The organism is Nocardia sp. NRRL S-836 (genome assembly GCF_001279525.1).
Classification (GTDB): domain Bacteria; phylum Actinomycetota; class Actinomycetes; order Mycobacteriales; family Pseudonocardiaceae; genus Lentzea.
This window is the reverse complement of sequence record NZ_LGDY01000125.1, coordinates 148,369-170,671: the sequence shown is the minus strand read 5'-3', so window position 1 is coordinate 170,671 and position 22,303 is coordinate 148,369. Positions and strand designations below refer to the sequence as shown.

The window sequence follows — 22,303 nt, the reverse complement described above, 5'->3', positions numbered from 1 at the left end:
TGTCAGCACTCATGACCACCAGCTCCGCCTCAACTCCGTCTCAGGAGCTGGTCAGGGGAGCCGACGCGGCTCACGTCGCGTCGGCTTCCCCCTCACCACCTAGCGGGATGCGTTATGCCGAAGAACTTCAAGTCCAACCTGCAGAACCGCGCTGTTGCCCGCGCGCTTGCGTTGTGGCGGCAGGAAAGCGGCTTGAGCCTGTCTGAGGTGGGCAAGCGCGTGCACTGGTCGTCGGCCAAGACGTCGATCATGCAGAACGGGCTGACTCTGATCACTGACACGGACGTCATAGCGCTTGCGCTCGCATACGGGATCGACGATGAGCGGCGGGCACCTGTGTTCCACGGCGCACAGCGGGCACGAGACCCCCGGACGTTCGACCTGCTGACCGGCGGCAGTGTGCCGTGTGTCGAGTGGACCTACCCCGAGGTCGAGCGCGAGGCGAACTACCTGCAGCTCGTGGCGCTGGACGTCTTGCCGCCGTTGGTCCGCACTCCCGAGTACTCGGCCGGGCTTGGTGGCGCTCAGGTCGAGTCCGTGGCGGAGCGTGGTCACCGGCAGTACCCGGACAGCCATCGTGAGCAGGTTCTGCGGAAGCTCGCTGACGGCGTGTCGCTGCGGATGGACCTCGTGGTGGGTGAGTCGGTGTTGCGGAAGCCAGTCGGCAGCGCGCTGGTGATGGCGGACCAGCTGTTCGGGCTGGCGTCACTGGCCGAGCTTGCCGCCGTGCAGGTCTTCCTCGTGCCGGATGACGTGACCACGTTCGCGGGGGCCGTCTCCTTCTCCGTCCTGTCGTTTCGCGAGACGCAGTTCGACACCGTGGTCTACCTCGACCACCTGCACGGCTGCACGTGGTTGGAGAGCGAGTTCGAGCGGCGTCCCTACGTGGATACGCACGAGCGGTTGATGGACGTGGCGCTTCCGGCAGACGTGACGACTGAACGGATCGTGGAAGCCGCGCAGAACTTCAAGAACATCGCGTCCTGACCGGCCGCGACTCAGAAACCGTTGCAAGGAAACAGGTATGCCGAAGCGAGTCTCAACCGCGCGTGGCCGTGAGTTTGGTGAAGGCCTTCGCGTGGCCCTCGAACGCACGGGCTTGGCATCGCACACAGTCGCCAAGATGCTCGACTGGGACCCGGCCAAACTGTCCAACGCCGTGAACGGCAAGGGCGGCGTCAGCCAACTCGAAGCCGCCGCGCTGCTCGGCATCTGTCGGGCGGATTCTGCTGAACTCGCCCACCTGTTGGCGCTTCACCAGGACTCGCACATCCGAGGATGGTGGCAGCAACATGGTGTGTGCACGCCCGTACAGCTTCGGACAGTGGTTGAGCATGTTCGGTTGACCAAGACGCTGATCAGCTGGCACACGCACATGGTGCCGCTCTTCCTTCAGACCGCCGACTACATGCGAGCGGTGCTGATCGCGTCCGCCACAGTGCCGTCGGACGAGGTCGAAGATCGAGTTCAGGCGCAGCTCGGGATCCAGGAGGCGCTTCAGCGCAGCGGGGCACAGTGCACGTTCTTCATCCACGAGCTGGCGCTGCGCCTCAAGATCGGTGGTCCTGCGGTCCATGACAAGCAGTTGCTGCACCTGTTGTTCATGATGAACTGGCAGAACATCCGGGTGCGGATCGTGCCTGCCGCGTTGGGCGCTCATGCGGGTCTGGCTGGACCGTTCACGCGGATGACCTTCGCCAAGTACGAGCCGTTGGTGTGGGTGGCCGCTGAGAACTCCAGCCTGTTCGTTGAGTCGGCAGACGCGGTTGCGGGCTATGGGCGGCTCGTTCGCGCGCTTGAGGAGACGAGTTGGGACGAGGAAGAGTCCAGGGCGTTCCTGGTCCGTGAGTGCGACGACTTGTAGGGATCGACGCAAGGCGTGCTGGTGCCGTGCCCTTCTCGAAAGGGCACGGCACACGGCTGTCCGAGGTGGTTGTGACGGGTCATCCGTCACGTGTCACACCCGTCACGGCGGCTTGTTTCCGCTGGTGAGTGCTGGTTGCTGAGCTGTCACAGGGCGTGTGACGGGTGCCGGGTTCGGTGGGACGGGTTGTGACGGGTCAGCGGTCGTCATCGGGTCCCTCCGGATCTATCACCGCGCCGCGTCGGACGCGTTCGGCCGCCGCGAGGATGTCCACCACGTCGTATCCGCGTACCTGCTTCACCCCGTCTTCGGTAAGCACCCGGTCACGGGTGGGCCGACAGCCGAACCCCGCCATGTCGAGCCCGAAGCTCTTGGGTTCAACGCCGAGTGCTTCCACGAGTTCGGCTGTGGGCACGAAGTCCCGGCCGTCTTGACCGCTGAGGTAGTCCACTACGGACCTCAGTGGCTCTGGCAACTCGACCTCCGTGAGTCGTTCGGCACTGGCAGAGGCACCGCCGCCGATCGCCTTTGCGACGGCCATGCGGTCGACCATCGGCGGTGTGGCCTGTCCCGCAGCGTGGCCGGTGAGGGTTCCTTCCTGTTCTCGTAGTGCTCGGCCTTGTGCGCAGATCGTGCGCCAGTCCTCATTGGGCATGTAGAACGTGCGCACCGTCAGCGCCAGCACGTCCGCACCGGCCTGGGTTTCGCCGTCCGGGCGCAGGATGCCCACACCCTTGTGAGAAGGCAGCAGGCGACTGGAGTCGTATCCGCGGGTGTTCATCTGCTCTCCGAGGATGATGTTGCTGTCGCGCCAGTCCATGACTCGCAGTGCGAATCGCGATCCGAGTACCGCCCGCAGCCCGGACGGGATCGTCTTGCCGTCCGGCCGTTGCGTCGCCAGCATCAGGATCACCCCGGCCGCCGGTGCCTTCTTTGCGAGCCACATCAGCAGTTCGCCGCAGTACTCCCCGGCGGTGAGCTTCTTGCCCTGCACCTCCACCGGCGTGCGGTCTTCCAACGGGATTTGGACCTCGTCCACGACCAAGGCGGTGATCGGCATGCCCAGCGTGATGTCGCGGGTCATTGCCGGCGTGACCTTTGACTCGGGGCAGGTGATGTCGTCGAGCTCCTGCATCCGCCGGTACCGGGCCTGCACGTCGGCCACGAGCTCCACGAGCCAGTCCACGAACCTCAGCACGTGCTCGGAGTCGTCCCCGGCCATGAACCGGTGCGCCACCTGTTCGGCTGCCTTCCAGTCCTTTCCGTTCTTGAAGTCGGCGACGTAGAGCCGCACGTGCGGGTCCAAGATCAAGCCCGCGGCCGCCAGCCGTTCGGCCATCGTCTTGCCCTGCCTCGGTATCGCCCCGATCAGCACCGACGTCCACACCAACGGCAGGTCGATCCGGCGCCCGCGCGCGTCGGTGCCGAACGGCACCGGCCGCCACGCATCCCACCGCTGCACCGCCAACAGCGGCGTGCGGACCGGCGGAGCGCTGTAGGGGTCTTCGTCGGCGACCCACAGGGCTACCCGGCCGGCGTGACCGCCGCTGCCCCGGACGCGCTCTACGTTGAGCTGGATCTCGTCCACGGCGAGCGCGGAGGCCAGCGCGTCGCGGTTCTTGACCACGTCCATCGCCTTGCGGGTGGCGGGCAGGTCGACGGTGACCGCCCACCCGGCGCCATGCCGGGTGGCGCGGTGGACCAAGCGCAGCGTCTCGTCCTTGCCGATCAGCTTCGCGTCCCGGAACGCGTCCACGAGCACCTGCGGGTCCAGCGTCCACGTCAGCGTGCGCGGCCCGGCCAGCACCGCCCGACGCCCCGGACTGCCATCCTTCCGGCGACCCAGCACCGCCAACGTCACCGCCACGACCAAACCGGCGAGCCACAACGAACGCGGCCCGTAGAGCACCCACAGCACCAGACCCACCGTCGGCACGACGGCTGCCACGGCCCCGGTGACCTTCCACCGGAACAGGGTCAGCGCGCGAATGTCACCGAACTTGTCCGCCAGCTTCTCCGACTGCTCGGCAGCCTCGCGGTAGTCCCGCACCGTCACCCACGACCGCCACCACCGCAACGCCACCACCAGCCCACGCACCACCGCCCCAACGAACCGGAACGGCGAACGCAGCACCGCCACGACAACATCCTTCGCGGCCTGCACCGCGTGAACACGGTCCTTCGCCCACAACGGCACACGCGGTGAACGCCGCCATGCGTTCACGAACCGCCGCCACCACGAAGGCCGTTCGGCAGGAGCAGCGTCGTTCACGAACTCACCCTCGAACACCTTCCGCACCGGAAGATCACGCCCGATGTCGGTGAGTTCCCGACCCTGTTCAGTCATCGCCGCCACCGCCCTCAACCTCAGCCGTGAGCGTCGCTGCTAGGCGTGACGACAGTCCGCGTGAGCACCCGGTGACCTCACGAACCCACGCCGGACTCACGACGACATCAGGCGACCACGCTTCCCGCGCCACTGTCAGATAGTCCGCAAACGACACCCGCGCCTGCCGTGACTTTCTGTTGCGAGGTATGGGCTTCGTGGGTTCATGAACCGTCACCGCACGTGAATCCGCGGTGACGTGTACAGCCCGTGTGGACGCTTCCGTGAACGCCGCCGACACCGCCTCCGTGAGCTTGTCCCGCAGGTCCGTGACCGCCTCCGCCGCGACGAAGACCACGAGCGGTGGAACCGAGTGCAGCACGACACCGGACACCGATCCGGCCGCCCACGAGTGCCAGGTGTTCATGACGTAGGTGGCGGCGAGCGTGAACCACTTCGCCCGCCTCGTCCACGCACCCGTGCGCACCCGGTACCGCGCGGTCACCTGCTCGGCCCGCAGGATCGCCAGCAACACCAGTGAGACGGTGGGATCGAGCAGCCACGCCGCCAGCCACGGCAGCGACCACGCCGGCGTGCCCGCCGCCGCGAACGACTGCACGTTGGTCATCGTGAACCCGAGACCCAGCACGATCCCCGACCAGCACAACCGGTCCACCTGAGCGCGCACCCGCTCCACCCGCAACGCGATCACATCCGGATGCGTCGCATACGCCCGCAGCTCCGCCGCCTCCGCCGCATCAGCAGCCAGCCTCTCCGCCGCCGGGGCGGCGGGTGGCCGCCCGAAGGCGGCCACCCCTTCCCGAACCTTGCCCAGCGTCCTCATCGCCGGTCACCCCGACGGGGACTGTCGTGCGTGGTGATCGTGAGCGCCTTCGTCAGCGTGTACGCCGCGAACAACGCGGGCAGCCCCAGCACCACGAGCAACAACGTCACGTCACCCCGGTGCGTGATCACCACCCACTGCACACCCACAATCGCCCCGGCCATCACCAGCACCCGCCCGGTCAGCGACAACAACCGAGCACCGGCACCCGCCGCTGCCTTCGCCCGCCGGGCACTGGCCCGCCAGACCCATAGCAACACCACGACCACACCCACAACCGCGAGGATCTGCGTCGGCGTCAGGTTGATCGTCATGACGACCCACCACCCTCACGGCGAGCACACCACACCCGGAACACCTCACGGCGGTCCTCCTGCGACAGACCACCCCACACACCCACGGTGTCCTCACCGGCCGTGCGCAACTCCAACTCCAAGCACACGCCCCGGACCGGGCAATCCGCGCACAGCCGCGCAGCCGCTTCGCGGTCGGTGATTTCCTCCTGCTCCCACTCCGGACCGCCCTCATCACTGGCCCACAACCACATGCACGCGCCGTCCCGCGTCACGATCTCCAACAGGATCTCGTCCGGCACCTTCGCGTAGCGGTCCAGTTCGGCCGCCACCACCTCGTAGTAGTTCTCCGGGCTCACCACGCCCCCCGGTCGCCCGCTCGAAGTCACGGGCGTTGCGCCGGTCTGCGGCCATCTGCGCGACGTCGACAACGCCGCTCGACTCCGCCGCCTGCCGGGCCAGTTCCTCAACCGCCCGCGCGGGCACCACGTACCTGGTGCGCACCCGCACGGCGGGAAACGCGTCCTCCCGGATCGCCCGGTAGATGGTGGCCGCGTCGACGCGCAAGATCCGCGCGGCCTCTGTCACCGTGTAGAAGATCGGCGAGCGCTCGCCCGCCATGCTGTTCGATGTCATTGCGGTAAGCCCTTCAGAAGACTGATTTCTTCGATGAAGGCGCTGACATTGGCGGCAATAACTGCTGATTCTCCGCTGATGTCTGCGCAAACTCCGTTTCCTGCTCGCAGGCCGCGCTAATGTCGGCGCTGAGGCGGAGCACGGAGGCGCACGTGGCGGAGGACTGGTCGGCAGTCGCGAAGGCAATCAATGCCCGCGCGGCAGAGCTGGCTTTGAAGCAAAAGGAAATCGCCGAGAGGTCCGGCGTATCGCACGCGATCGTTCGCGAGATGCAGCAAGGCCGCATTGAGCGCCGGCGAAACCCGCGCACTCTCGAAGCGCTGTCGATCGCGCTCGACTGGCATCCGCAGCACCTGACCGCTGTGCTGCAAGGGAAAACGCCACCCGAGGCGGACTCTGCGGCCACAGCCGCGGAGGACCCTCTGGTTCCATTGCTGCAAACCATCATTCGTGAGCTTCGGGGTCTCCGAGCTCAGGTCGGAACGCTGGCAAGTCGTCTCGACGATGGGAGTCGTCGAAAGGACTAGACAGAATTCCTGAATCAGTCGCGGTGTTGCTGTCATGCGAATAGCAGACCGCTGAGAAGGGGGTGTAAATAATTGCTCGCGGTTAGCAAGCCGCGTGTTAGGAGGAGTTAAGTACGCAGGTCACGACCGTTGGGGAGCGGGGGAACGTGACGAGAAGAAGACCGGGAGAACCGCCGCGTACGCGCTTGCAGGCGGTCCGTGAAGAGCTGGGCCACACCCAGGAACACGTCGTCAGGTACTTCCTGACACGGGGTCCGCAGATCGGTGTTGGCGTGGCGTCGAAGTCAGCGCTGAACATCATGATCTCGCGCTGGGAGAACGGCCACGTAGAGGTGACCGAACCTGGCTACCGGCGGCTGTTCCGAGAGGTCTACGGCCGCTCGAACGAAGAGCTTGGCTTCCCACCGGAAGCCCTCAACCAGTCCGCCGAAGAGCTTCGCGACCGTCTGGTCGTCGCGCGCACCATCGACACCGCGACGCTCGACCTGTTCCAGCGTCAGGTCAACGACCTTCGCCGCTCCGACCGCCAGTTCGGCGCGGTCGTCGTGCTCGATCAGCTCAACAGCCTTGTGCGCCAGATCGAATCCGTGCGCGTCTTCAGCGTGAACTCACGGCTACGTGAGCGTCTAGCCGCGATCCTCACGGATGCTCGGACGCTGGCGGGGTGGACGGCGCTGGACCGGGGATCGCAACTCCAGGCATGGCAGTACCACGAAGACGCGAAAGTCTCTGCGCGAGAAGCGGATTCGCCGTACCTGCTGGCGCACGCGGCGGCTCAGCAGGCCGTGATCCTGCTCGACATCGGTGAGGCTGATGCGGCGGTCGAGCTGCTGGAGTACGCGCGGTACGTCGCGGAGAACCGTGCGCCATCATTGCTGCGGAGCTGGCTCGCTGCTGCGCACGGTGAAGGCTTGGCGGCAGCCGGCCGTCGTGACGAGTCGTTCCGTGCCTTCGACGCGGCAAGCTCTTTGCTGCCAACGAATTCGGTCGATCCGGCGATGCCGTTCCTGTTGCTGAACGAAGGCCAGCTCACGCGTTGGCGTGGCAACGCGCTGCTCCGGCTGGGAGATCCTGACGCGATCGTTCAGCTTGAGGCGTCAGTGCGGGATCTCGCCAACCCGGAGTGGTCGGCGATCCGTGGACTAACGAACACCTATGTGGACTTGGCGTTCGCGTACGCCGCCGCTGGCGACAGCAAGGGAGCGATGCGGCACGCGCAGACTGCGCGTCAGCTCGCCAAGCGCATCGGGTCTGACCGTCAGCGGCAGCGTCTCGCGAGTTTGGAGCTACCGGGTCCCGGAGGTCCCGGTGTTGCGTGAGGCTAGGTAGTAGAGCAGGGGGATGATTGCGCCGGAGCCGAGCACTTCGCCGCGCCGAACGAGGTCCAGGACGCGGTCAACCGGAATCCACTCGATCCGCGCAGCCTCTTCGCCATCGGTCGGTTCGCCTATCTTCTCGGCCGTGCGCCAGAGATAAGCGTCTACTGGCGAATCGATGATGCCGGGCAGTGGCTGGAATGTTCCGATGTGCTCAGGCTCACCAATCGGGCGCCATCCGGTCTCCTCCACCGCCTCGCGTGCAGCCGTGGTTGCTGGCTCTTCGCCCTCCTCAACTAGACCGCCGATCAATTCGTATCCCCATTGGTCGATAGCGAACCTATATCGCCAGAGGGTAAGTACTTCCTCGCGCTCGTTTACCAAGAGCGCAACAGCGACGTGATCGAGCTTTACAACGTGGTGCTCGAATCGACTTCCGTCCGGCGGCTCGACATCGACGAGGTTTACTTTAACCCATCGGTTATCATACACACTCCGCTCGCCATGAACCTTCCACTTGAGTTCCTCTGGGTACTCCGTCACCGTGCAAGTGTAGGACCGGCGGGCATTCTTCAAAAGGTGAGGATCTGGTGCTGCGCAGCCACGGGTGTCTGATGTATTCTGTCGTGCCGGACAGCTGTCATCCTGGAGCGCCAATGCAACGCCGCAACTATCACGAGCTTTCGCCCTATGACTTCGAATGCCTCGTCAGGGATCTTCTGGGCGCGGAGTGGTCCGAACGGTTGGAATCCTTCCCTCCAGGCGCGGACGGCGGAATTGATGTTAGGCTCCTGAGAAGTGCTGAAAACTTCGAGACAGTTATCCAATGTAAGCATTCTCCGGGTAAGACCTGGACGGGTATCTCCGGCGCTCTAGCTCGCGAAGCCGAGAAGATCAAAGGGAAGCAGTGGTCCGAATACTGGCTTGCGACAAGCGCGTCCCTATCGCCGCAAGGTAAAGAAAAGGTAGCGAAGCTCTTTTCTTCTCAAAGCCTGGTTCCTGAGCATGTAGTTGCTAGCACGGATCTCGATGCTTTGCTTAATAGGCACCCAGATGTGGAACGTAGTAACTATAAACTATACCTGACTAGCGTCGCAGTCCTGGAAATGCTGTTGCATAATGATCTATTCATTCACGCTCAGGATCTTCTGACAGGTATTGAGTCTCGTCGTAAGTACTATGTTCAGGGGCGGTCCCTTGCGAAGGCGCAAGAGATTCTCGGTGAAAGCCGCGTTTGCATCATCAGCGGCCCTCCTGGCGTAGGTAAAACAACGCTAGCTGAGATGATCTCACTCAACCTAATCGAGGAAGGTTATAGGCCTTTCTGGATTAGTGAGGATCCGCGGGAAGCGGACATTCTGTGGCGAAGCGGTGAGAAGCAGTTCTTTCTGTATGACGATTTCCTTGGCAAAAATGCCCTCGTTGAAAAGATGGGCGTCAAGGGGGATGCCAGGCTCCTGGCACTCATCGATCGGGTAAAGAATAGCACTAACCATTACCTCATTATGACTACGCGCGAGTATATTCTTTCTGCCGCGCGACAGACCTACGAGCTGCTTCGCAGTCCAACGATCGATTACTCTAGGATAATCGTCGACCTTTCGTCTTACAGTGTCTTTCATAAAGCTCATATTTTGTACAACCATGTCTACTTCTCCGGCTTGGGTGCTGATGCCAGGAAGTCACTGGTTACAGGCAAGCAATACAAGAAGATAATCTCGCACTGGAACTACAATCCTCGCCTCATCAGGTTCATCGTTGACTCGGCGGTAGCAGCTGGCGGTCGAGAGGCCGGGGCTGGATTTGCGGAGTTTATGTTGAAAAGCCTGATGAACCCGACTGAACTCTGGGGGCATATTTTCACCCATCAGATCAGTCAGGTCGCCCGCGACATGTTGATTGTTTTGCTCACTTTTGAAGGGGTTGTCGAGCTTTCTGAATTTCGTTCTTCTGTTAAGTTCTACCGCGAAGCTGTTCGTGGTGGGAATAGCGCCATGGAGGACATTCAGAACGGACTTTCAGTGCTCGACGGGGCGTTCATAGATGTATTTGAATCCGATCTTAGGGGGCGTATGGTTCGCTTCGCTAACCCTGGTATCGCTGACTATCTCTACCGATACTTGCGCGACAACCCTTATCTCTACGAGGGTCTTGCGAATGGTTCACGTTCATCGGGACAAGTGATCGCAGTCTGGAAATTTGTGCATGCAGACAGGGCTGTTCAGGGAGAGTTGTATCTTCCTGAGCTTGCAAGTGAGTTTAGGCAATCTCCTCACGTTCTGCTCGATGCCATGGTTCGTGTGATTGGCGAAGCTGTAGAAAGTCAAAGCTATTCCTTCCGGATTCCGTCTCTTTCCTTCTCGCTAGAGCGTGTGGCGACGCTTGCAGTCAGCTTGGCAAAGACCCTTACTGTGGCAGTGCTATCGGAGACTGTGTCGAAGATTTGTGAAACACTTAGTGGGCGCTGGCAATCTAAATCTGGCGATAAGTACTGGGCTCTTTCTCTGGTCGGTGCTTCCTATGCAATTCTTGCGCAAAGTGAGTCTGGGGTTCGGCTGGTTGAGAGTGCGCGTACATGGTTTTCGGAAACCTTGGACGAGGCTGATGACTACGTTAAGTACAGAGAATTTGAGGAGGTGACAGGAAGTCAAAGTGATGAAGATGACGAGTGGATTCGTGAAGATTTCGTTGAATTTGCGAAGAGTCAACTGGATGCAATGTATGAATCTGATGATCTCGACACAATTGTACGGGACTTTGACGAGCTGAAGTCGGCGCTTATCGACTTTGATATCTCGGGTGAGATCGAGTCCTACATTGAGTCTGTCGAACAACGTATCTCTGAGCTTGAAGCACAGGATCCGGATGAGGAAGATGATGACGAATGGAGAGGTAAGGGAGAAGATGGTGATGGTGATATCGATAGCTTGTTTGCGTCTCTCGAATGATCGTCTGTAGTGGAGTGTGGTGTCCATGGCCTTGTCCATGAACTGCTGCCTGGCGGGCCGAACATGCGGCAGTTGGCCTCAGCACCGTCGCGAATAGTCGCAGTTCGCCGCACGATCAATGTGACCTTGGACACTCATAATCCGTCAGGTCGTGGGTTCGAGCCCCACCTGCCCCACCAACTTGACCTGCGGATACACGGATTCTGAAGATCTCCTGGTGATCCACTGTCCATGGAAGCGCGGCTCGGAAGCCGGCCGCCGTGGCGAACCCCCAACAGCGCGCTGGTCGGACTGACGGTGGACGCCGCGGCGATCGCTTGGGCGAACGTCGGGCAGCTGCAACGAGACCTGTGGGATGTTTTCGGCGATGCCAGACTCACCTCGGGTCGAGGTGTGACAGCGGCGAGCCCGTCCAGGCGTCGCCCTTGTCCCGAGGAAGCCGATCCAGAGTAGGACCTGTGGAAGGGGCTGGGGGCGCAGTGAACCGATCCGCTGGGATTGTGGCCGTGGCAGTGCTCGCGTTGAGTGCGGCGGCGTGCACCGGCGACGGCGCGGGGAGCGGCAGTTCGAAGAGCACGTCGATCGTCCCACCGCCGTCCACCACGTCGTCCGCATCCGCCCACGCCAAGTACACGGCACTGCCCACCTGCCGGGAGGTGACGCAGAGGATGCCGGGTCTGCCGCCGTTCCGGTCCGGCAATGAGAAGCCCTTGGTCTCCGACTTGCTCGCCGCATGCGAGTTCCAGCGCATCCCGGACTGGCCACGAGTGAATCTGAAGGTGTCAGCGTGGCGAGACGAGAACGGCGACATCTCGTTCCCGGCTGGTCCCGGCCGAGGAGCGCTCAAGGCCCGTGAAGCGTATGACGTGACTTCCAAACCAGGCGCCGATCCGGCAGACGACGGCGCAGCCGAGGACGTGGAGGTCGGCGAAAAGGCGAAGTGGCTGACGCCGAAGGACAAAGGCAGTTGCACGCTGGTGATCCTCGACGCGAACGCCGTGCTGGTCATCGAGAACAAACCTGCGGACAAGCCAGAGCCGAGGTCGCAGGAGTGCCGAGGGCCGCTACGTGAACTCGCGAAGTCGTTCTACGACGCGGTCCGGATGCAGTGAGCGCCGAGAAGGCTCCGTTGCCCACAAGAGTGGGTGACCCAGCGTTGCCGCGGATGTCGACGATCTCCCCGGACGCGGTTTGCGGCGACCACCAGCGCGGGGGCGATCGGGCTGCGGTGGGCCCTGCTGTCGCTGACCGTGCCGCCGCTGGTCACCCGAGTCGTGGGCCCGGCAGAGTCAAGTCCACAAAGGACTTCCCCTGTGGTCCGGTCTGGGCACCCGCGTGACCAGGCCCATCGGCCGCCTCCAAGCAGACTCCAGGCCGGATGACTACCGTGGTGGGCGTGCGAGTGGCGACGTGGAACGTGAACTCCGTCAAGCAACGTGTGCCGAGGTTGTTGCCGTGGCTGGACCAGCGGCGGCCCGACGTGGTGTGCCTGCAGGAGACCAAGCTGGCCGACGAGGCCTTCACCGCCCTGCTCGGCGAGGAACTGGGCAACCGCGGGTACGAGGTCGCGTTGGCCGGTGAGACGCAGTGGAACGGGGTTGCGATCCTGTCGCGCGTCGGGCTTGAGGACGTGACGGTCGGTGTTGCGAACGCGCCGGGCTTTCCGCACCAGGAGGCACGGGCGGTGGCCGCGACGTGTGGTGGTGTGCGGGTGCATTCGCTGTACGTGCCGAACGGGCGTGAGCCGGAGTCGGACCACTACAAGTACAAGCTGGAGTGGCTCGCCGCGCTGAAGGACGTGCTGGCGGCGGGGCCGGCGGACGCGCTGGTCTGCGGTGACATCAACATCGCGCCCGCGGACGCCGACGTGTTCGATCCCGAGGCCTTTGCCGGGCACACGCACGTCACGGAGCCGGAGCGTGCGGCGTTGCGGGCGATCGAGGCGCTCGGGTTCCACGACGTGGTGCGGGAGCGGTGGCCGGACCAGCGGATCTTCAGCTACTGGGACTACCGGGCCGGGATGTTCCACCGCGACCTGGGCATGCGGATCGACCTGGTGCTCGCGAGTGACAGCGTGGCGCCGCGGGCGAAGGCGGCGTGGATCGACCGGCAGGCGCGCAAGGGGACCGGGCCGAGTGACCACGCGCCGGTGGTCGTGGACCTCGACGAGGCGCCGGACGGCGACGTCGGGCCGGTCGTGCCGCCGCCGTCGGCGCCGGGTGCGAAGAAGAAGGTCAAGCTGCCGCAGGCGAAGGACTGAGCGGCAGCGTCACGGTGAACGCGGCCCCGCCCTCGGGAGCGGGGCCGGCCTTGATCGTGCCGCCCATCCGGGTCACCAGGCCGTGCACCAGCGCCAGGCCCACGCCGGTGCCGACCGGGCGGGTTTCCTGGTAGCGCGCGTGCAGCACGCCGCGGTCGAACGCCACGTCGTAGTCCTCCGGTGCCAGGCCGGGGCCGCCGTCGCGCACTTCGAGGACCGACGACACCGCGAGCACCACCGGGCGGCCGGGCGGTGTGACGCGCAGGGCGTTCTCCAGCAGGCCGTCGATCACCTGGCGCAGCCGCCGGGCGTCCGCGCGCACCACCGGCGAACCCTGCACGTCCAGCGAGAACCGCACCCCGGCGGCGTTGCAGCGGGCGTGCCAGACCTCGGCGGCCGAGCGCGCCACGGGGTCCAGGTCGACGGCGGCGAGGTCCAGGCGGAAGTCGTCGGCGCCCAGCCGGGCCAGGTCCAGCAGGTCGGACACGAGCCGGTCGAGCCTGCGGGCCTCGGAGAGGATCACCGCGCCGACCGGGGCCACCTGCTCGCCGGAGACCACGCCGTCGGCCAGTGACTCGGCGAAACCGGTCACCGCGGTCAGCGGCGTGCGCAGCTCGTGGGAGACCGACAGCAGGAAGTCGCGCTGGCGGGACTCGCTGTGCTGCAACGCGTCCGCGAGGTTGTTCACCGACTTCGACACCTCGGCCAGCTCGTACGGGCCCGACACCGGAACGCGCAGGTCGCGGCGGCCGCCGCTCATCGAGTGCGCGACGCCCGCGACCCGGCGCAACGGCCGCGCCAGCACCGTGCCCAGCGCCAGCCCGGCCACGCACGCCACCACGAGCCCGATGACCAGCGCGAAGAGGATGTTGCGGATCAACGCGCGGGCGTTGCCGCCGGTCTCGGTCTCCTGCACCAGCGCGAACCCGCCGTTGCCCGACGGGCGTGCCTCCACGAGCAGCCGCCCGCTCGTCCTCGACACCCGCTGACCGGCCAGAACGTCCTCGGCGTGCACGGAACGGGCGGCGCGCACGGCCGCCTTGTCCTGGCCGGAGACCTCGCCCGCGGCGGACACCTTGACGATCGCGATGCCCTGCCCCTGGAGCACCTGCTCGATGCGGTTGTTCGACACCTGCCCGGCGACGACGTCGGCCTGGTTCGCGAGGATCTCCCTGCTGACCTCGCGGGAGGTGTTGAGCACCAGGCGCGTGGACACGAACCCGGCGACGAGGACCGCGACGAACGCGACCCCCAGGCACAGCAACGCGATCCGGGTGGCGAGGTTCACGACGCGTCCGCCGAGTACCCGACGCCGCGCACCGTCCGAATAGGACTGGACGCGCCGAACTTCGCACGCAGCTGGGCGATGTGCACGTCGACGGTCCTGGTGCCGGCCACGGAGGCGTACCCCCACACCGCGCTGAGCAGCTGCTCACGGGAGAACACCTGGCGCGGGTGGCGCATCAGGTGGGCGAGCAGGCCGAACTCCGTCGAGGTCAGCGCGACCTCGGCGGAGCCGGCCCACGCGCGGCGTTCCCCGACGTCCAGCCGCACGTCACCCACCCGCAGCGCCTCGGCGGCAGCGGCGGGGGCGGTGGCCCTGCGCAGCACCGTCCGCACCCGCAGCGCGAGCTCGCGCGGGCTGAACGGCTTGGTGACGTAGTCGTCCGCCCCGAGCTCCAGCCCGAGCAGGCGGTCGACCTCGTCGTCGCGGGCGGTCACGAACAGCACCGGCGTCCAGTCGCCCGCCGCCCGCAGCGCACGGCAGACCTCGATGCCGCTCAGCCCCGGCAGCCCCACGTCCAGCACGACCGCGACCGGCGCGAGCGAGCGGACCGCGGCCAGTGCCGCGTCCCCCGACGACTCCAGGTGCACGCCGAACCCGTCGCGCCGCAGGTAGAGGGCGACGAGCTCGGCGATCGCCGGTTCGTCCTCCACGACGAGCACCAGGCCACGTTCCACTGCTCACCCCGGCTGGTTGATCTCGGACTCGACGCTGTTCAGCGTTGATTCCACAGCATCGAGGTCCGACGCCGGTTCCTCACCCCGGCACGCCGTCAGCGACACCAGCAGCACGGCCGCGAGCACCCACCTCACTTGGCACCGCAGTGCTCGGTCTTGAACTTCGACACCCGCTCGGAGGCCTTGCCGAGCTGCACGAGCTGGGCCGCACGCAGCTTCACCCGCGCGTCCAGCACGTCCGCACGCGCCGTGTTGCCGGCCTTGCGCGCGTCGGCCGCCTTCTGCTCCAGCCACTTGGTGGAACCGAGCGTCTCGGGCGTTCCGTTGATCTTGTCGGTCAGCGCCTTGACCTTGGCCTCGACCCGCGGCACGCGCTGCTCACAGATCTTGCGCACCTTCTCCGGGCTGATCGTGATCGGTTCCTGGGCCACCGCGGTACCCGTCCCGAGCAGCAGCATTCCGGCCACGACCACGCCGATTCGCGAAATGTTCATGACAGGAACGATGACCGCCCGCGATCAGGGACAGGTCCGCCGGATGTTCGGGTTCTGCAAAGATCAGCTCGACCGAGAGGCAAGTCACTCCGGGTAGAACGACCCGGCCAGGTTAAGCCTGGTGGGTGAAGACGGTGGTCTCCGTGAGCCGGCTCGGTGGCCGCCGGCTGTCCTCCGGCACGTCGAGCAACGTCCAGATGATGTGCCGTCCGCCGCCCGCGGGCGTCTCGCCCATGGTGAAGTTGCAGACGGCGATGGACGCGACGTTGCGCCGCATGATGTTCCACTGCCGCAGGTCCAGCCGTGTCGTCGTGCGCACGGCGACGGACATCTTGTTGTCGTGCATGCGCAACAGCAGTGAGACCGGCTGCTCGTCCTCGACGTGCGACACGAGCTCGACGGCGAGCTGCGGGGCGACGTCCAGCAACGCCTGCACGCCCCACCGTTCGCACGCGCGCTCGGTGACCCGTTCGGCCACGTGCGGCATGCACCGGCAGGTCGGCAGCACCGTGTCCACCCGGTCCTCGTGCCGCGGCCGCACCAGGCCGGAGAGCGCGTCCCGCGTCGTGGTGTGCATCGGGATGTGCCGCGGCAGGCCGCGTGCGCGCAGCGTCGACCGCAGCAGCTGGTCGCTCACGACCAGGCTCAGCGAGATGCCCGGCCAGCGCGCCGCCGACAGCCACACCACGTCGAACACCACGAGCAGCGCGGGCGACTCGGCCACGAGGTCGTCGAGCTCGACGACGACGCCGACGAGCTCCTTGGTGGCGCAGTCGAGCAGCACGTCCTGCACGCGCAGGTAGGTCGACCAGTCCAGCCGGCCGGTCAGGCGCACGACCACCACGCCGTTCTGCTCGCGGATGTCGATCTGCAGATCGTGGTCGGCGATCTCGACGGTCATGGTCCGCCCTCCCCGGAACGCGGTGGCCTCCTCCGCTCCACCCTGATGGCGCCGGCACGGGTGCCCTAGGGGGTAACTACCCGTGTTTCGGCGTTGGTGCCTCCGGGGGACCGCGTTGCAGCGGTAGATCGCGCCGACCTAGGGTTCCGCTGTGGGCAGCGCGCTTTCCCCGGGTCGCAACGGCAACTTGCCTGCCGACACAAGTACTTTTGTGGGCAGGAAACAGGATGTCGCCGAGGTCAGGAGACTCCTGGCGGACTCGCGCCTGGTCACGCTGACCGGTGTGGGCGGGGTCGGCAAGACCCGGCTCGCGCTGCGGGCCGCCGCCGAGCTGCGCAGGGCCTTCCACGACGGCGTGTGGTTCGTGGACCTGAGCCGGGTGGTCGACCCGGACCTGGTGGTGCACAGCGTGCTGGAATCGTTGGGCGTGCACGACGACACGGTCCGTCAGCACCGCACCGTCCTGGTGGAACACCTGCGCGACCGGCAGGTGCTGATGGTGCTGGACAACTGCGAGCACGTCATCGGTGCCACCGCCGACCTGGTGGACGCCCTGCTGCGCGGGGTGCCCGGCCTGCGGGTGCTCGCGACCAGCAGGGAACGGCTGGGCGTGGACGGCGAGCACCTGTGGCAGGTGCTGCCCCTGTCACGCGACCCGGCCGTGGCGCTGTTCGCCGAACGCGCGTCCGCCGTCGAACCGGGGTTCACCCTCACCAGCGGCAACCTGGACAAGGTGAATCAGATTTGCGTGCTGCTGGGCGGGATTCCACTGGCCATCGAACTGGCCGCGGTGCGCCTGCGGGTGCTCACGCTCGACCACCTCCTGTCCAGATTGGACGACACGTTCCGGGTGCTGGCGGAGGGCAGGCGGGGCGGCGACCCGCGTCACCAGACGTTGCTCGCCGCGGTGGACTGGAGCTTCCACCTGTGCACCCGCGCCGAGCAGGTCCTGTGGGCGCGGGCGTCGGTGTTCTCCGGCACGTTCGACCTCGCGGCCGCGGAACGGGTCTGCTCCGGCGACGGCGTGGAGCGGCGGGAGGTCATGCGGTCGCTGGCCGGGCTGGTCGACAAGTCCGTCGTCGTGGCCGAGCAGCACCCGGCGGGCACCCGGTTCCGGCTGCTGGAGCCGCTGCGCCAGTACGGCCTGGACAAGCTGCGGTCCGCCGGTCGCGAGCAGGTGCTGCGCGAACGGCACCGCGACCACTTCATCGAGTGGGCGCAGCGGCGTGAACAGGAGTGGTTCGGACCGGCCCAGGCGCAGATCTTCGCGCTCACGCACCTGGAGAGCGCGAACCTGCGGTCGGCGCTGGACTTCTGCTTCTCCGCCGAGAACGAGGACTGCGTCCACCTCGCCGGCACGCTGTGGTTCTACTGGGCGGGCTGCGGCATGCTCGGCGAGGGCCGCTACTGGCTCGACCGGGCCCTGGCGGCGTCGAAGCAGGGCCCGCTGAGAGCCAAGGCCCTGTGGGTCAACGGCTACGTCTCCACCCTGCAGGGCGACCTCACCTCCTCCGTGCGCATGCTGGAGGAGTGCCGCAGCTACGCGCGCACGGCCGGCGACGAGTCCGCGCTCGCCTACGCCACCCACAGGCTGGCGTGCACCCATCTCGTCGGCGACGACCTCGACCTCGCCGACGAGCTGTTCGAGGAGGCGCGGGCGCGGTACCGCAGCCTCGGCACGGTCAACAGCCACACCATGCTCGCCGGCATCGAGCTCGCGATCTCGGCGACGTTCCAGCGCGACTTCGCCACCGCCGAACGGCTCTGCGTCGAGGCCAAGGCCATCGGCGAGGAGCACGGCGAGCTGTGGGCGCAGGCGTACGCGATCTACGTGCTGGCGCTGTGCGCGTGGGTCAGCGGCGACCTCGACCGGGCCGACGCGCTGGGCCGCGACTGCCTGCGGATCAAGCGCACGTTCCACGACCTGCTCGGCATCGTGCTCGGCATGGAGGTGCTGGCCTGGATCGCCGCCTCACGGGGTGACGCCGGCCGCGCGGCCACGCTGCTGGGCGCGACCAGCGAGATCTGGCAGTCGGTCGGCTACCCGATGTTCGGCTCCCGCCACTTCGGCACACCGCACGGCGAGTGCGAGTCGACGGCGGTCTCCGAGCTGGGCGAGGCGGAGTTCCGCGCGGCGTTCCGGCGCGGCATGGACCTCGGGCTGGACGACGCCCTCTCGTTCGCGATCGGCGAGGAACCGGCCGAACCGGAGCCCGTCGCGCCACCCACACCGCTGACCCGCCGCGAGCAGCAGGTGGCCGACCTGATCGCCGGTGGCATGTCGAACAAGGAGATCGCCGCCCGGCTGGTGATCGCGCGGCGGACCGCGGAGGGGCACGTCGAGCGGATCCTGCAGAAGCTCGGGTTCACGTCACGGGCGCAGATCGCGACCTGGGTGACCGAACGCCGCAACTAGGCGTCCGCGGGCACCACCGGGTCAGTCGACGCAGGGCACGCCGTCGTTGGCCGGGGGCGGTGGGGGAGCCGTGGCCAGCTCGGTGACCCTCGCCTGCACCTTCGCCGGGTCGACCCGGTTCACGTCCTGCCCGCCGACGTGCGCGCCGCCCTCGACCGGCAGCGTCTCGAAGCGGACCTCCGAGGGCAGGTCGCGGGCGAGCTCGGCCAGGTCGAGGCCCGCGTCGAGCACGACGTCCTGCTTGGCCATGTCGATCATCGCCGACACCGCGGCCGGGTCGTCGAGCCGGCGGGCCACGGCCGACAGGAACGCCTGCTGGCGGCGGGTGCGTGCGAGGTCTCCGCCGGGCAGGCCGTGGCGTTGCCGCACGAACGACAGCGCCTGGCCCGCGTCGAGGTGCTGTGGCCCGGCCGCGAAGTCGGCGCCGGACAACGGGTCCCGGGTGGCCTTGCGCACGCACACGTCCACGCCGCCGAGGCCCTGGGCGATGTGGAAGAAACCGATCAGCGAGATCTCCACGAGGTGGTCGACCGGCTGGTTGAGGAACGCCGACACGGTCCGCACCTGGGCGCGGCGGCCGGCCTCGCGGCCCGCGTGCTCCAGCTCACGCGGGTCGGCCAGGCCGGCCGCCCGCAGGCGGTCCTCCTCGGCGATCTTCGCCCGGCCGTAGGCCTCCTTGATCTTGCCCTCGCCGCCGGACGCCAGCGGCACGAGGTTGTCGCGCGGCACCGACATCGCCACGGCCGGGCCGGAGGTGGGGATGTGCACCAGGATCAGCGTGTTGGCGTTGTAGCCGCCGCGGTCGCTCTCACCGGCCTGCATGCGCCGCAGCACGTCGTCGGGCAGCGGTTCACCGTGCAGGTCGAGCCGAGTGGTGAGACCCATGACCAGGATGTTGCGGCCGGATGAGGACCGCGGCGCGTCGTCGGCGATCGCGTGCGAGCGCTCGACACCGGTCGAGATCGTGGACACCGTCGACCACGCGACGCCCGCCACGACCAGCACTGCGGCGCACGCGGTGACCCACGCCGTGCGCAGCATCACCAGCAGCGCACGCCGGAAACGGCCGATCGATCGCATGGAATCCCCCATCCCCTCCTCTAACCTACGTCCTCATGGGGGTTCAGCTGCCCAGCTTGGCAGCGTTGGCGGTGCTGGCGGTGTTCGCCCAGACGGGGATCTGGGTGGACGGGGGCAACCTCGGCTGGCCGTTCGGCGTCTGGTTGGTGCTGGGTGCGGTGATCGCTTCGGCGTTCGTGCGCCGGGTCGGGCTGTGGACGGTGGCACCGGCGCCACCGGTCGTCTTCGTCGTCGTCGCCGCCGGCGACGCGGCCTGGCGGCGGCAGTCGACCGGACAGCCGTTCTGGGGAAACAGCAAGGAGTTCGCCGCGGACGCGGTCCCGTGGTTCGTCAACGGGTTCCCGTGGCTCGCGGCGTCGGTCGGCGCGGCCGTCGTGGTCGCGCTCGTCCGCACGGTTTCTGGGGGGAAGCGGAAATGCAGGTCTTCGTCGACGGCAACGGCGGCAGACGGGTAGTCGCGAAGCTGGTCAGCGTCACGCTGGCGAGCGGGTTGATCGTGTTCGCGACGGTGGTCGGTGGCACGCTGCTGGCGGTGTGGTGAGGCGCGCGCCCCGGTTGCACTGGGTGTCCCTGCTGCTCGCTCTGCTGGTGCTGATGTGCGTCGTGTCGTTCCACGCGTACACGGCGCTCCGGCCGGAGCCGGTGCAGGTCACCCGTGCCACCCACGAGCTGCCCGAGCACACGGTCGCGCTGGCGTTCCACGGCGGCCCGGATCCGAAGTGGACACCGCACCTGCTGGACGCCCTGCGGGAGGTCGACGTCAAGGCGACCTTCTTCGTGCTCGGCACGCAGGTGACCCGCAACCCGGAGGTGACGCGCAGGATCGTCGCCGAGGGCCACCGGATCGGCATCGACGGCTTCCGCGCCGAGGGCGACTGGACGAACCCGCTCGACCTGGCGTTCGCGCAGGCCGCGCTGGCCGACGTGCTGGGTGTCCACACGGGACTGGTCGGCGCGCCGGTCGAGGTCGACAGCGGCGACCGCGACCACCAGGACATCGGCACGCTGGTGCGGATGTCGCTGCGGGAGGGCCGCGGTGTGGTCCGGCTGCACGACGACGGCAGCATCGGCGCGGACGTCGCCCGTGCGCTGGCGACGACACCCGGCCACCGGTTCGCCCAGCTCGACGACGGCCTGGCGCGGGCCGGTGCGGCGGACCGGTTCACCGGCGCCGTCACCGCGTGGTCGCAGCGCAACGGCGGCATCGTGCTCTCGTTGCTGGGCACGGCGATCGCGGTCGCGGCACTGCTGGGCATCCTGCGGACCCTCATGCAGCTCGGCCTCGCGCACACCGACCGCCGCCTGCGCCGCGAGAGCGAACACGCGCCACCACCGTGGATCGCGCCACCGGTCTCGGTGATCATCCCGGCGTACAACGAGGCGGTGAACATCGCGGCCACGGTGCGGTCGATCGCCGCGAACACCCACCTCGCCGACGTCGAGGTGGTCGTGGTCGACGACGGCTCCACGGACGGCACCGCGGACCGGGCGGAGGAGCTGGGCCTGCAAGGCGTCACGGTCATCCGCCAGGCCAACCAGGGCAAGCCGGCCGCGTTGAACACCGGAATCCGCGCGGCCCGCCACGAGCTGCTGGTGCTGCTCGACGGCGACACGATCTTCGAGCCGGACACGATCGGCCAGCTCGTGCAGCCGTTCGCGGACACCGGCGTCGGCGCGGTGTCGGGCAACGCCAAGGTCGGCAACCGGCAGGGCCTGCTCGGCCGCTGGCAGCACCTGGAGTACTGCGCGGGGTCCAACCTGGACAGACAGATCCTGCACGCGCTGCGGTGCGTCCCGACCGTGCCCGGCGCGGTCGGGGCGTTCCGGCGCAGCGCGCTGACCGACGTCGGCGGCGTGCCGGAGCACACGCTGGCGGAGGACACCGATCTCACGATGGCCATCACGCGCGCGGGCTGGCGGGTCGCCTACCGGCCGGAGGCCAGGGCGTGGACCGAGGCGCCGGTGACCGTCCGCGGGCTGTTCCGGCAGCGCTACCGGTGGTCCTACGGCACGTTCCAGGCGATGTGGAAGCACCGCGGCGCGTTGCTGGAGAACGGGCCGATGGGCCGCTACGGCCTGCTGTACCTGCTGGCGTTCCACCTGCTGCTGCCGCTGCTCGCACCGGTGATGGACCTGTACGTGCTGTACGGGTTCATCGTCGCTGACGCACCGCTGGCGCTCGTCGTGTGGGCGGTGTTCCTGTTGCTGCAGACCGCGAGCGCGGGCTATGCGCTGCGGCTGGACGGTGAGTCGCTCAAGCCGCTGTGGGCGTATCCGTTGCAGCAGGTGGTCTACCGGCAGCTGATGTACGCGGTGGTGATCCAGTCGTTGGTCACGGCCCTGCACGGGACGCGGCTCGAATGGATGTCGGTCCAGCGCACGGGTCGGCTCGCGGACGCACCCGGCGGTAGCGTGGCCCGCACCTGAACCGGCAAC

Annotated in this window: 22 protein-coding genes and 1 pseudogene; 11 read left to right on the top strand and 12 right to left on the bottom strand. The window is 67.0% G+C overall.

Annotated features, from left to right (window positions below):
* Window positions 1-114: 114 nt before the first annotated feature.
* Together ADL03_RS34345 and ADL03_RS34340 are read left to right on the top strand one after the other, a co-directional pair.
* Window positions 115-987 (top strand): helix-turn-helix transcriptional regulator, encoded by an 873-nt coding sequence (locus ADL03_RS34345; RefSeq protein ID WP_053737760.1) that lies wholly within the window; start codon window positions 115-117, stop codon window positions 985-987.
* Window positions 988-1,123: 136 nt separating this feature from the next.
* Complete coding sequence (locus ADL03_RS34340; RefSeq protein WP_157529565.1) at window positions 1,124-1,864, top strand: DUF5753 domain-containing protein; 741 nt, start codon at window positions 1,124-1,126, stop codon at window positions 1,862-1,864.
* Window positions 1,865-2,060: 196 nt separating this feature from the next.
* On the opposite strand, the gene ADL03_RS34335 is transcribed toward ADL03_RS34340, so the two are convergent.
* From ADL03_RS34335 to ADL03_RS50910, 5 genes and pseudogenes are all read right to left on the bottom strand, one after another.
* Complete coding sequence (locus ADL03_RS34335) at window positions 2,061-4,211, bottom strand: FtsK/SpoIIIE domain-containing protein (protein WP_053737863.1); 2,151 nt, start codon at window positions 4,209-4,211, stop codon at window positions 2,061-2,063.
* Window positions 4,204-5,034 (bottom strand): hypothetical protein, encoded by an 831-nt coding sequence (locus tag ADL03_RS34330; RefSeq protein ID WP_053737758.1) that lies wholly within the window; start codon window positions 5,032-5,034, stop codon window positions 4,204-4,206. The genes ADL03_RS34335 and ADL03_RS34330 overlap by 8 nt, the downstream gene beginning before the upstream one ends.
* Window positions 5,031-5,348 (bottom strand): hypothetical protein, encoded by a 318-nt coding sequence (locus ADL03_RS34325; protein WP_053737757.1) that lies wholly within the window; start codon window positions 5,346-5,348, stop codon window positions 5,031-5,033. The genes ADL03_RS34330 and ADL03_RS34325 overlap by 4 nt, the downstream gene beginning before the upstream one ends.
* On the bottom strand, window positions 5,345-5,686 hold the full coding sequence (locus tag ADL03_RS34320) for a WhiB family transcriptional regulator (protein WP_231642620.1): 342 nt from the start codon (window positions 5,684-5,686) through the stop codon (window positions 5,345-5,347). Before ADL03_RS34320 ends, ADL03_RS34325 begins: the two co-directional genes overlap by 4 nt.
* Before the next feature lie 103 nt (window positions 5,687-5,789).
* Window positions 5,790-5,948: pseudogene (locus ADL03_RS50910) on the bottom strand (helix-turn-helix domain-containing protein); the annotation flags it as partial.
* A gap of 167 nt (window positions 5,949-6,115) precedes the next feature.
* Here ADL03_RS50910 and ADL03_RS46075 point away from each other — a divergent pair.
* Together ADL03_RS46075 and ADL03_RS34315 are read left to right on the top strand one after the other, a co-directional pair.
* The gene (locus tag ADL03_RS46075; RefSeq protein WP_082373723.1) at window positions 6,116-6,490 is read left to right on the top strand and encodes a helix-turn-helix transcriptional regulator; all 375 of its coding nucleotides are present in this window, start codon (window positions 6,116-6,118) and stop codon (window positions 6,488-6,490) included.
* A 146-nt stretch (window positions 6,491-6,636) separates the two neighbouring features.
* Complete coding sequence (locus ADL03_RS34315) at window positions 6,637-7,809, top strand: hypothetical protein (protein ID WP_053737755.1); 1,173 nt, start codon at window positions 6,637-6,639, stop codon at window positions 7,807-7,809.
* Here ADL03_RS34315 and ADL03_RS46070 read toward each other — a convergent pair.
* Window positions 7,777-8,349, bottom strand: coding sequence for an NUDIX hydrolase (locus ADL03_RS46070; protein ID WP_082373706.1), 573 nt, complete (start codon window positions 8,347-8,349; stop codon window positions 7,777-7,779). The genes ADL03_RS34315 and ADL03_RS46070 overlap by 33 nt on opposite strands.
* A gap of 47 nt (window positions 8,350-8,396) precedes the next feature.
* On the opposite strand from ADL03_RS46070, the gene ADL03_RS46065 reads away from it, so the two are divergent.
* From ADL03_RS46065 to ADL03_RS34295, 3 genes are all read left to right on the top strand, one after another.
* The gene (locus ADL03_RS46065; RefSeq protein WP_082373705.1) at window positions 8,397-10,754 is read left to right on the top strand and encodes a restriction endonuclease; all 2,358 of its coding nucleotides are present in this window, start codon (window positions 8,397-8,399) and stop codon (window positions 10,752-10,754) included.
* Window positions 10,755-11,260: 506 nt separating this feature from the next.
* Complete coding sequence (locus ADL03_RS34300) at window positions 11,261-11,866, top strand: hypothetical protein (RefSeq protein WP_157529564.1); 606 nt, start codon at window positions 11,261-11,263, stop codon at window positions 11,864-11,866.
* Window positions 11,867-12,150: 284 nt separating this feature from the next.
* Window positions 12,151-13,014 carry an exodeoxyribonuclease III gene (locus ADL03_RS34295; RefSeq protein ID WP_231642618.1) on the top strand — a complete coding sequence of 288 codons (864 nt, stop codon included), beginning with the start codon at window positions 12,151-12,153 and terminating at the stop codon, window positions 13,012-13,014.
* On the opposite strand, the gene ADL03_RS34290 is transcribed toward ADL03_RS34295, so the two are convergent.
* The 5 genes from ADL03_RS34290 to ADL03_RS34275 all read right to left on the bottom strand — a co-directional run bounded on the left by ADL03_RS34290 (window position 12,989) and on the right by ADL03_RS34275 (window position 16,371).
* Window positions 12,989-14,302 (bottom strand): HAMP domain-containing sensor histidine kinase, encoded by a 1,314-nt coding sequence (locus ADL03_RS34290; RefSeq protein WP_053737750.1) that lies wholly within the window; start codon window positions 14,300-14,302, stop codon window positions 12,989-12,991. The genes ADL03_RS34295 and ADL03_RS34290 overlap by 26 nt on opposite strands.
* A complete protein-coding gene (locus tag ADL03_RS34285; protein WP_053737749.1) occupies window positions 14,299-14,976 on the bottom strand; it encodes a response regulator in 678 nt (225 codons plus the stop codon). The genes ADL03_RS34290 and ADL03_RS34285 overlap by 4 nt, the downstream gene beginning before the upstream one ends.
* Before the next feature lie 3 nt (window positions 14,977-14,979).
* A complete protein-coding gene (locus tag ADL03_RS50320; protein WP_255353443.1) occupies window positions 14,980-15,111 on the bottom strand; it encodes a hypothetical protein in 132 nt (43 codons plus the stop codon).
* On the bottom strand, window positions 15,108-15,470 hold the full coding sequence (locus ADL03_RS34280) for a hypothetical protein (protein ID WP_157529563.1): 363 nt from the start codon (window positions 15,468-15,470) through the stop codon (window positions 15,108-15,110). The genes ADL03_RS50320 and ADL03_RS34280 overlap by 4 nt, the downstream gene beginning before the upstream one ends.
* 112 nt (window positions 15,471-15,582) lie before the next feature.
* The gene (locus ADL03_RS34275) at window positions 15,583-16,371 is read right to left on the bottom strand and encodes a hypothetical protein (RefSeq protein WP_053737747.1); all 789 of its coding nucleotides are present in this window, start codon (window positions 16,369-16,371) and stop codon (window positions 15,583-15,585) included.
* Between the two features lie 211 nt (window positions 16,372-16,582).
* Here ADL03_RS34275 and ADL03_RS34270 point away from each other — a divergent pair, with 211 nt between their 5' ends.
* The gene (locus tag ADL03_RS34270; RefSeq protein WP_053737746.1) at window positions 16,583-18,787 is read left to right on the top strand and encodes a LuxR C-terminal-related transcriptional regulator; all 2,205 of its coding nucleotides are present in this window, start codon (window positions 16,583-16,585) and stop codon (window positions 18,785-18,787) included.
* Window positions 18,788-18,808: 21 nt separating this feature from the next.
* Here the strand turns inward: ADL03_RS34270 and ADL03_RS34265 are convergent, their stop codons facing one another.
* Entirely contained in the window at window positions 18,809-19,867 is a 1,059-nt protein-coding gene (locus tag ADL03_RS34265) for an LCP family protein (protein WP_053737745.1), read from the bottom strand.
* A gap of 35 nt (window positions 19,868-19,902) precedes the next feature.
* Here ADL03_RS34265 and ADL03_RS34260 point away from each other — a divergent pair, with 35 nt between their 5' ends.
* The 3 genes from ADL03_RS34260 to ADL03_RS34255 are packed head-to-tail and all read left to right on the top strand — an operon-like array spanning window position 19,903 to window position 22,294.
* Window positions 19,903-20,322: a DUF6542 domain-containing protein gene (locus tag ADL03_RS34260; protein WP_053737744.1), complete on the top strand. Its 420-nt coding sequence runs from the start codon at window positions 19,903-19,905 to the stop codon at window positions 20,320-20,322.
* Complete coding sequence (locus ADL03_RS50315) at window positions 20,283-20,408, top strand: hypothetical protein (protein ID WP_255353442.1); 126 nt, start codon at window positions 20,283-20,285, stop codon at window positions 20,406-20,408. The genes ADL03_RS34260 and ADL03_RS50315 overlap by 40 nt, the downstream gene beginning before the upstream one ends.
* Complete coding sequence (locus ADL03_RS34255) at window positions 20,405-22,294, top strand: glycosyltransferase (protein WP_053737862.1); 1,890 nt, start codon at window positions 20,405-20,407, stop codon at window positions 22,292-22,294. Before ADL03_RS50315 ends, ADL03_RS34255 begins: the two co-directional genes overlap by 4 nt.
* Window positions 22,295-22,303: the final 9 nt, after the last annotated feature.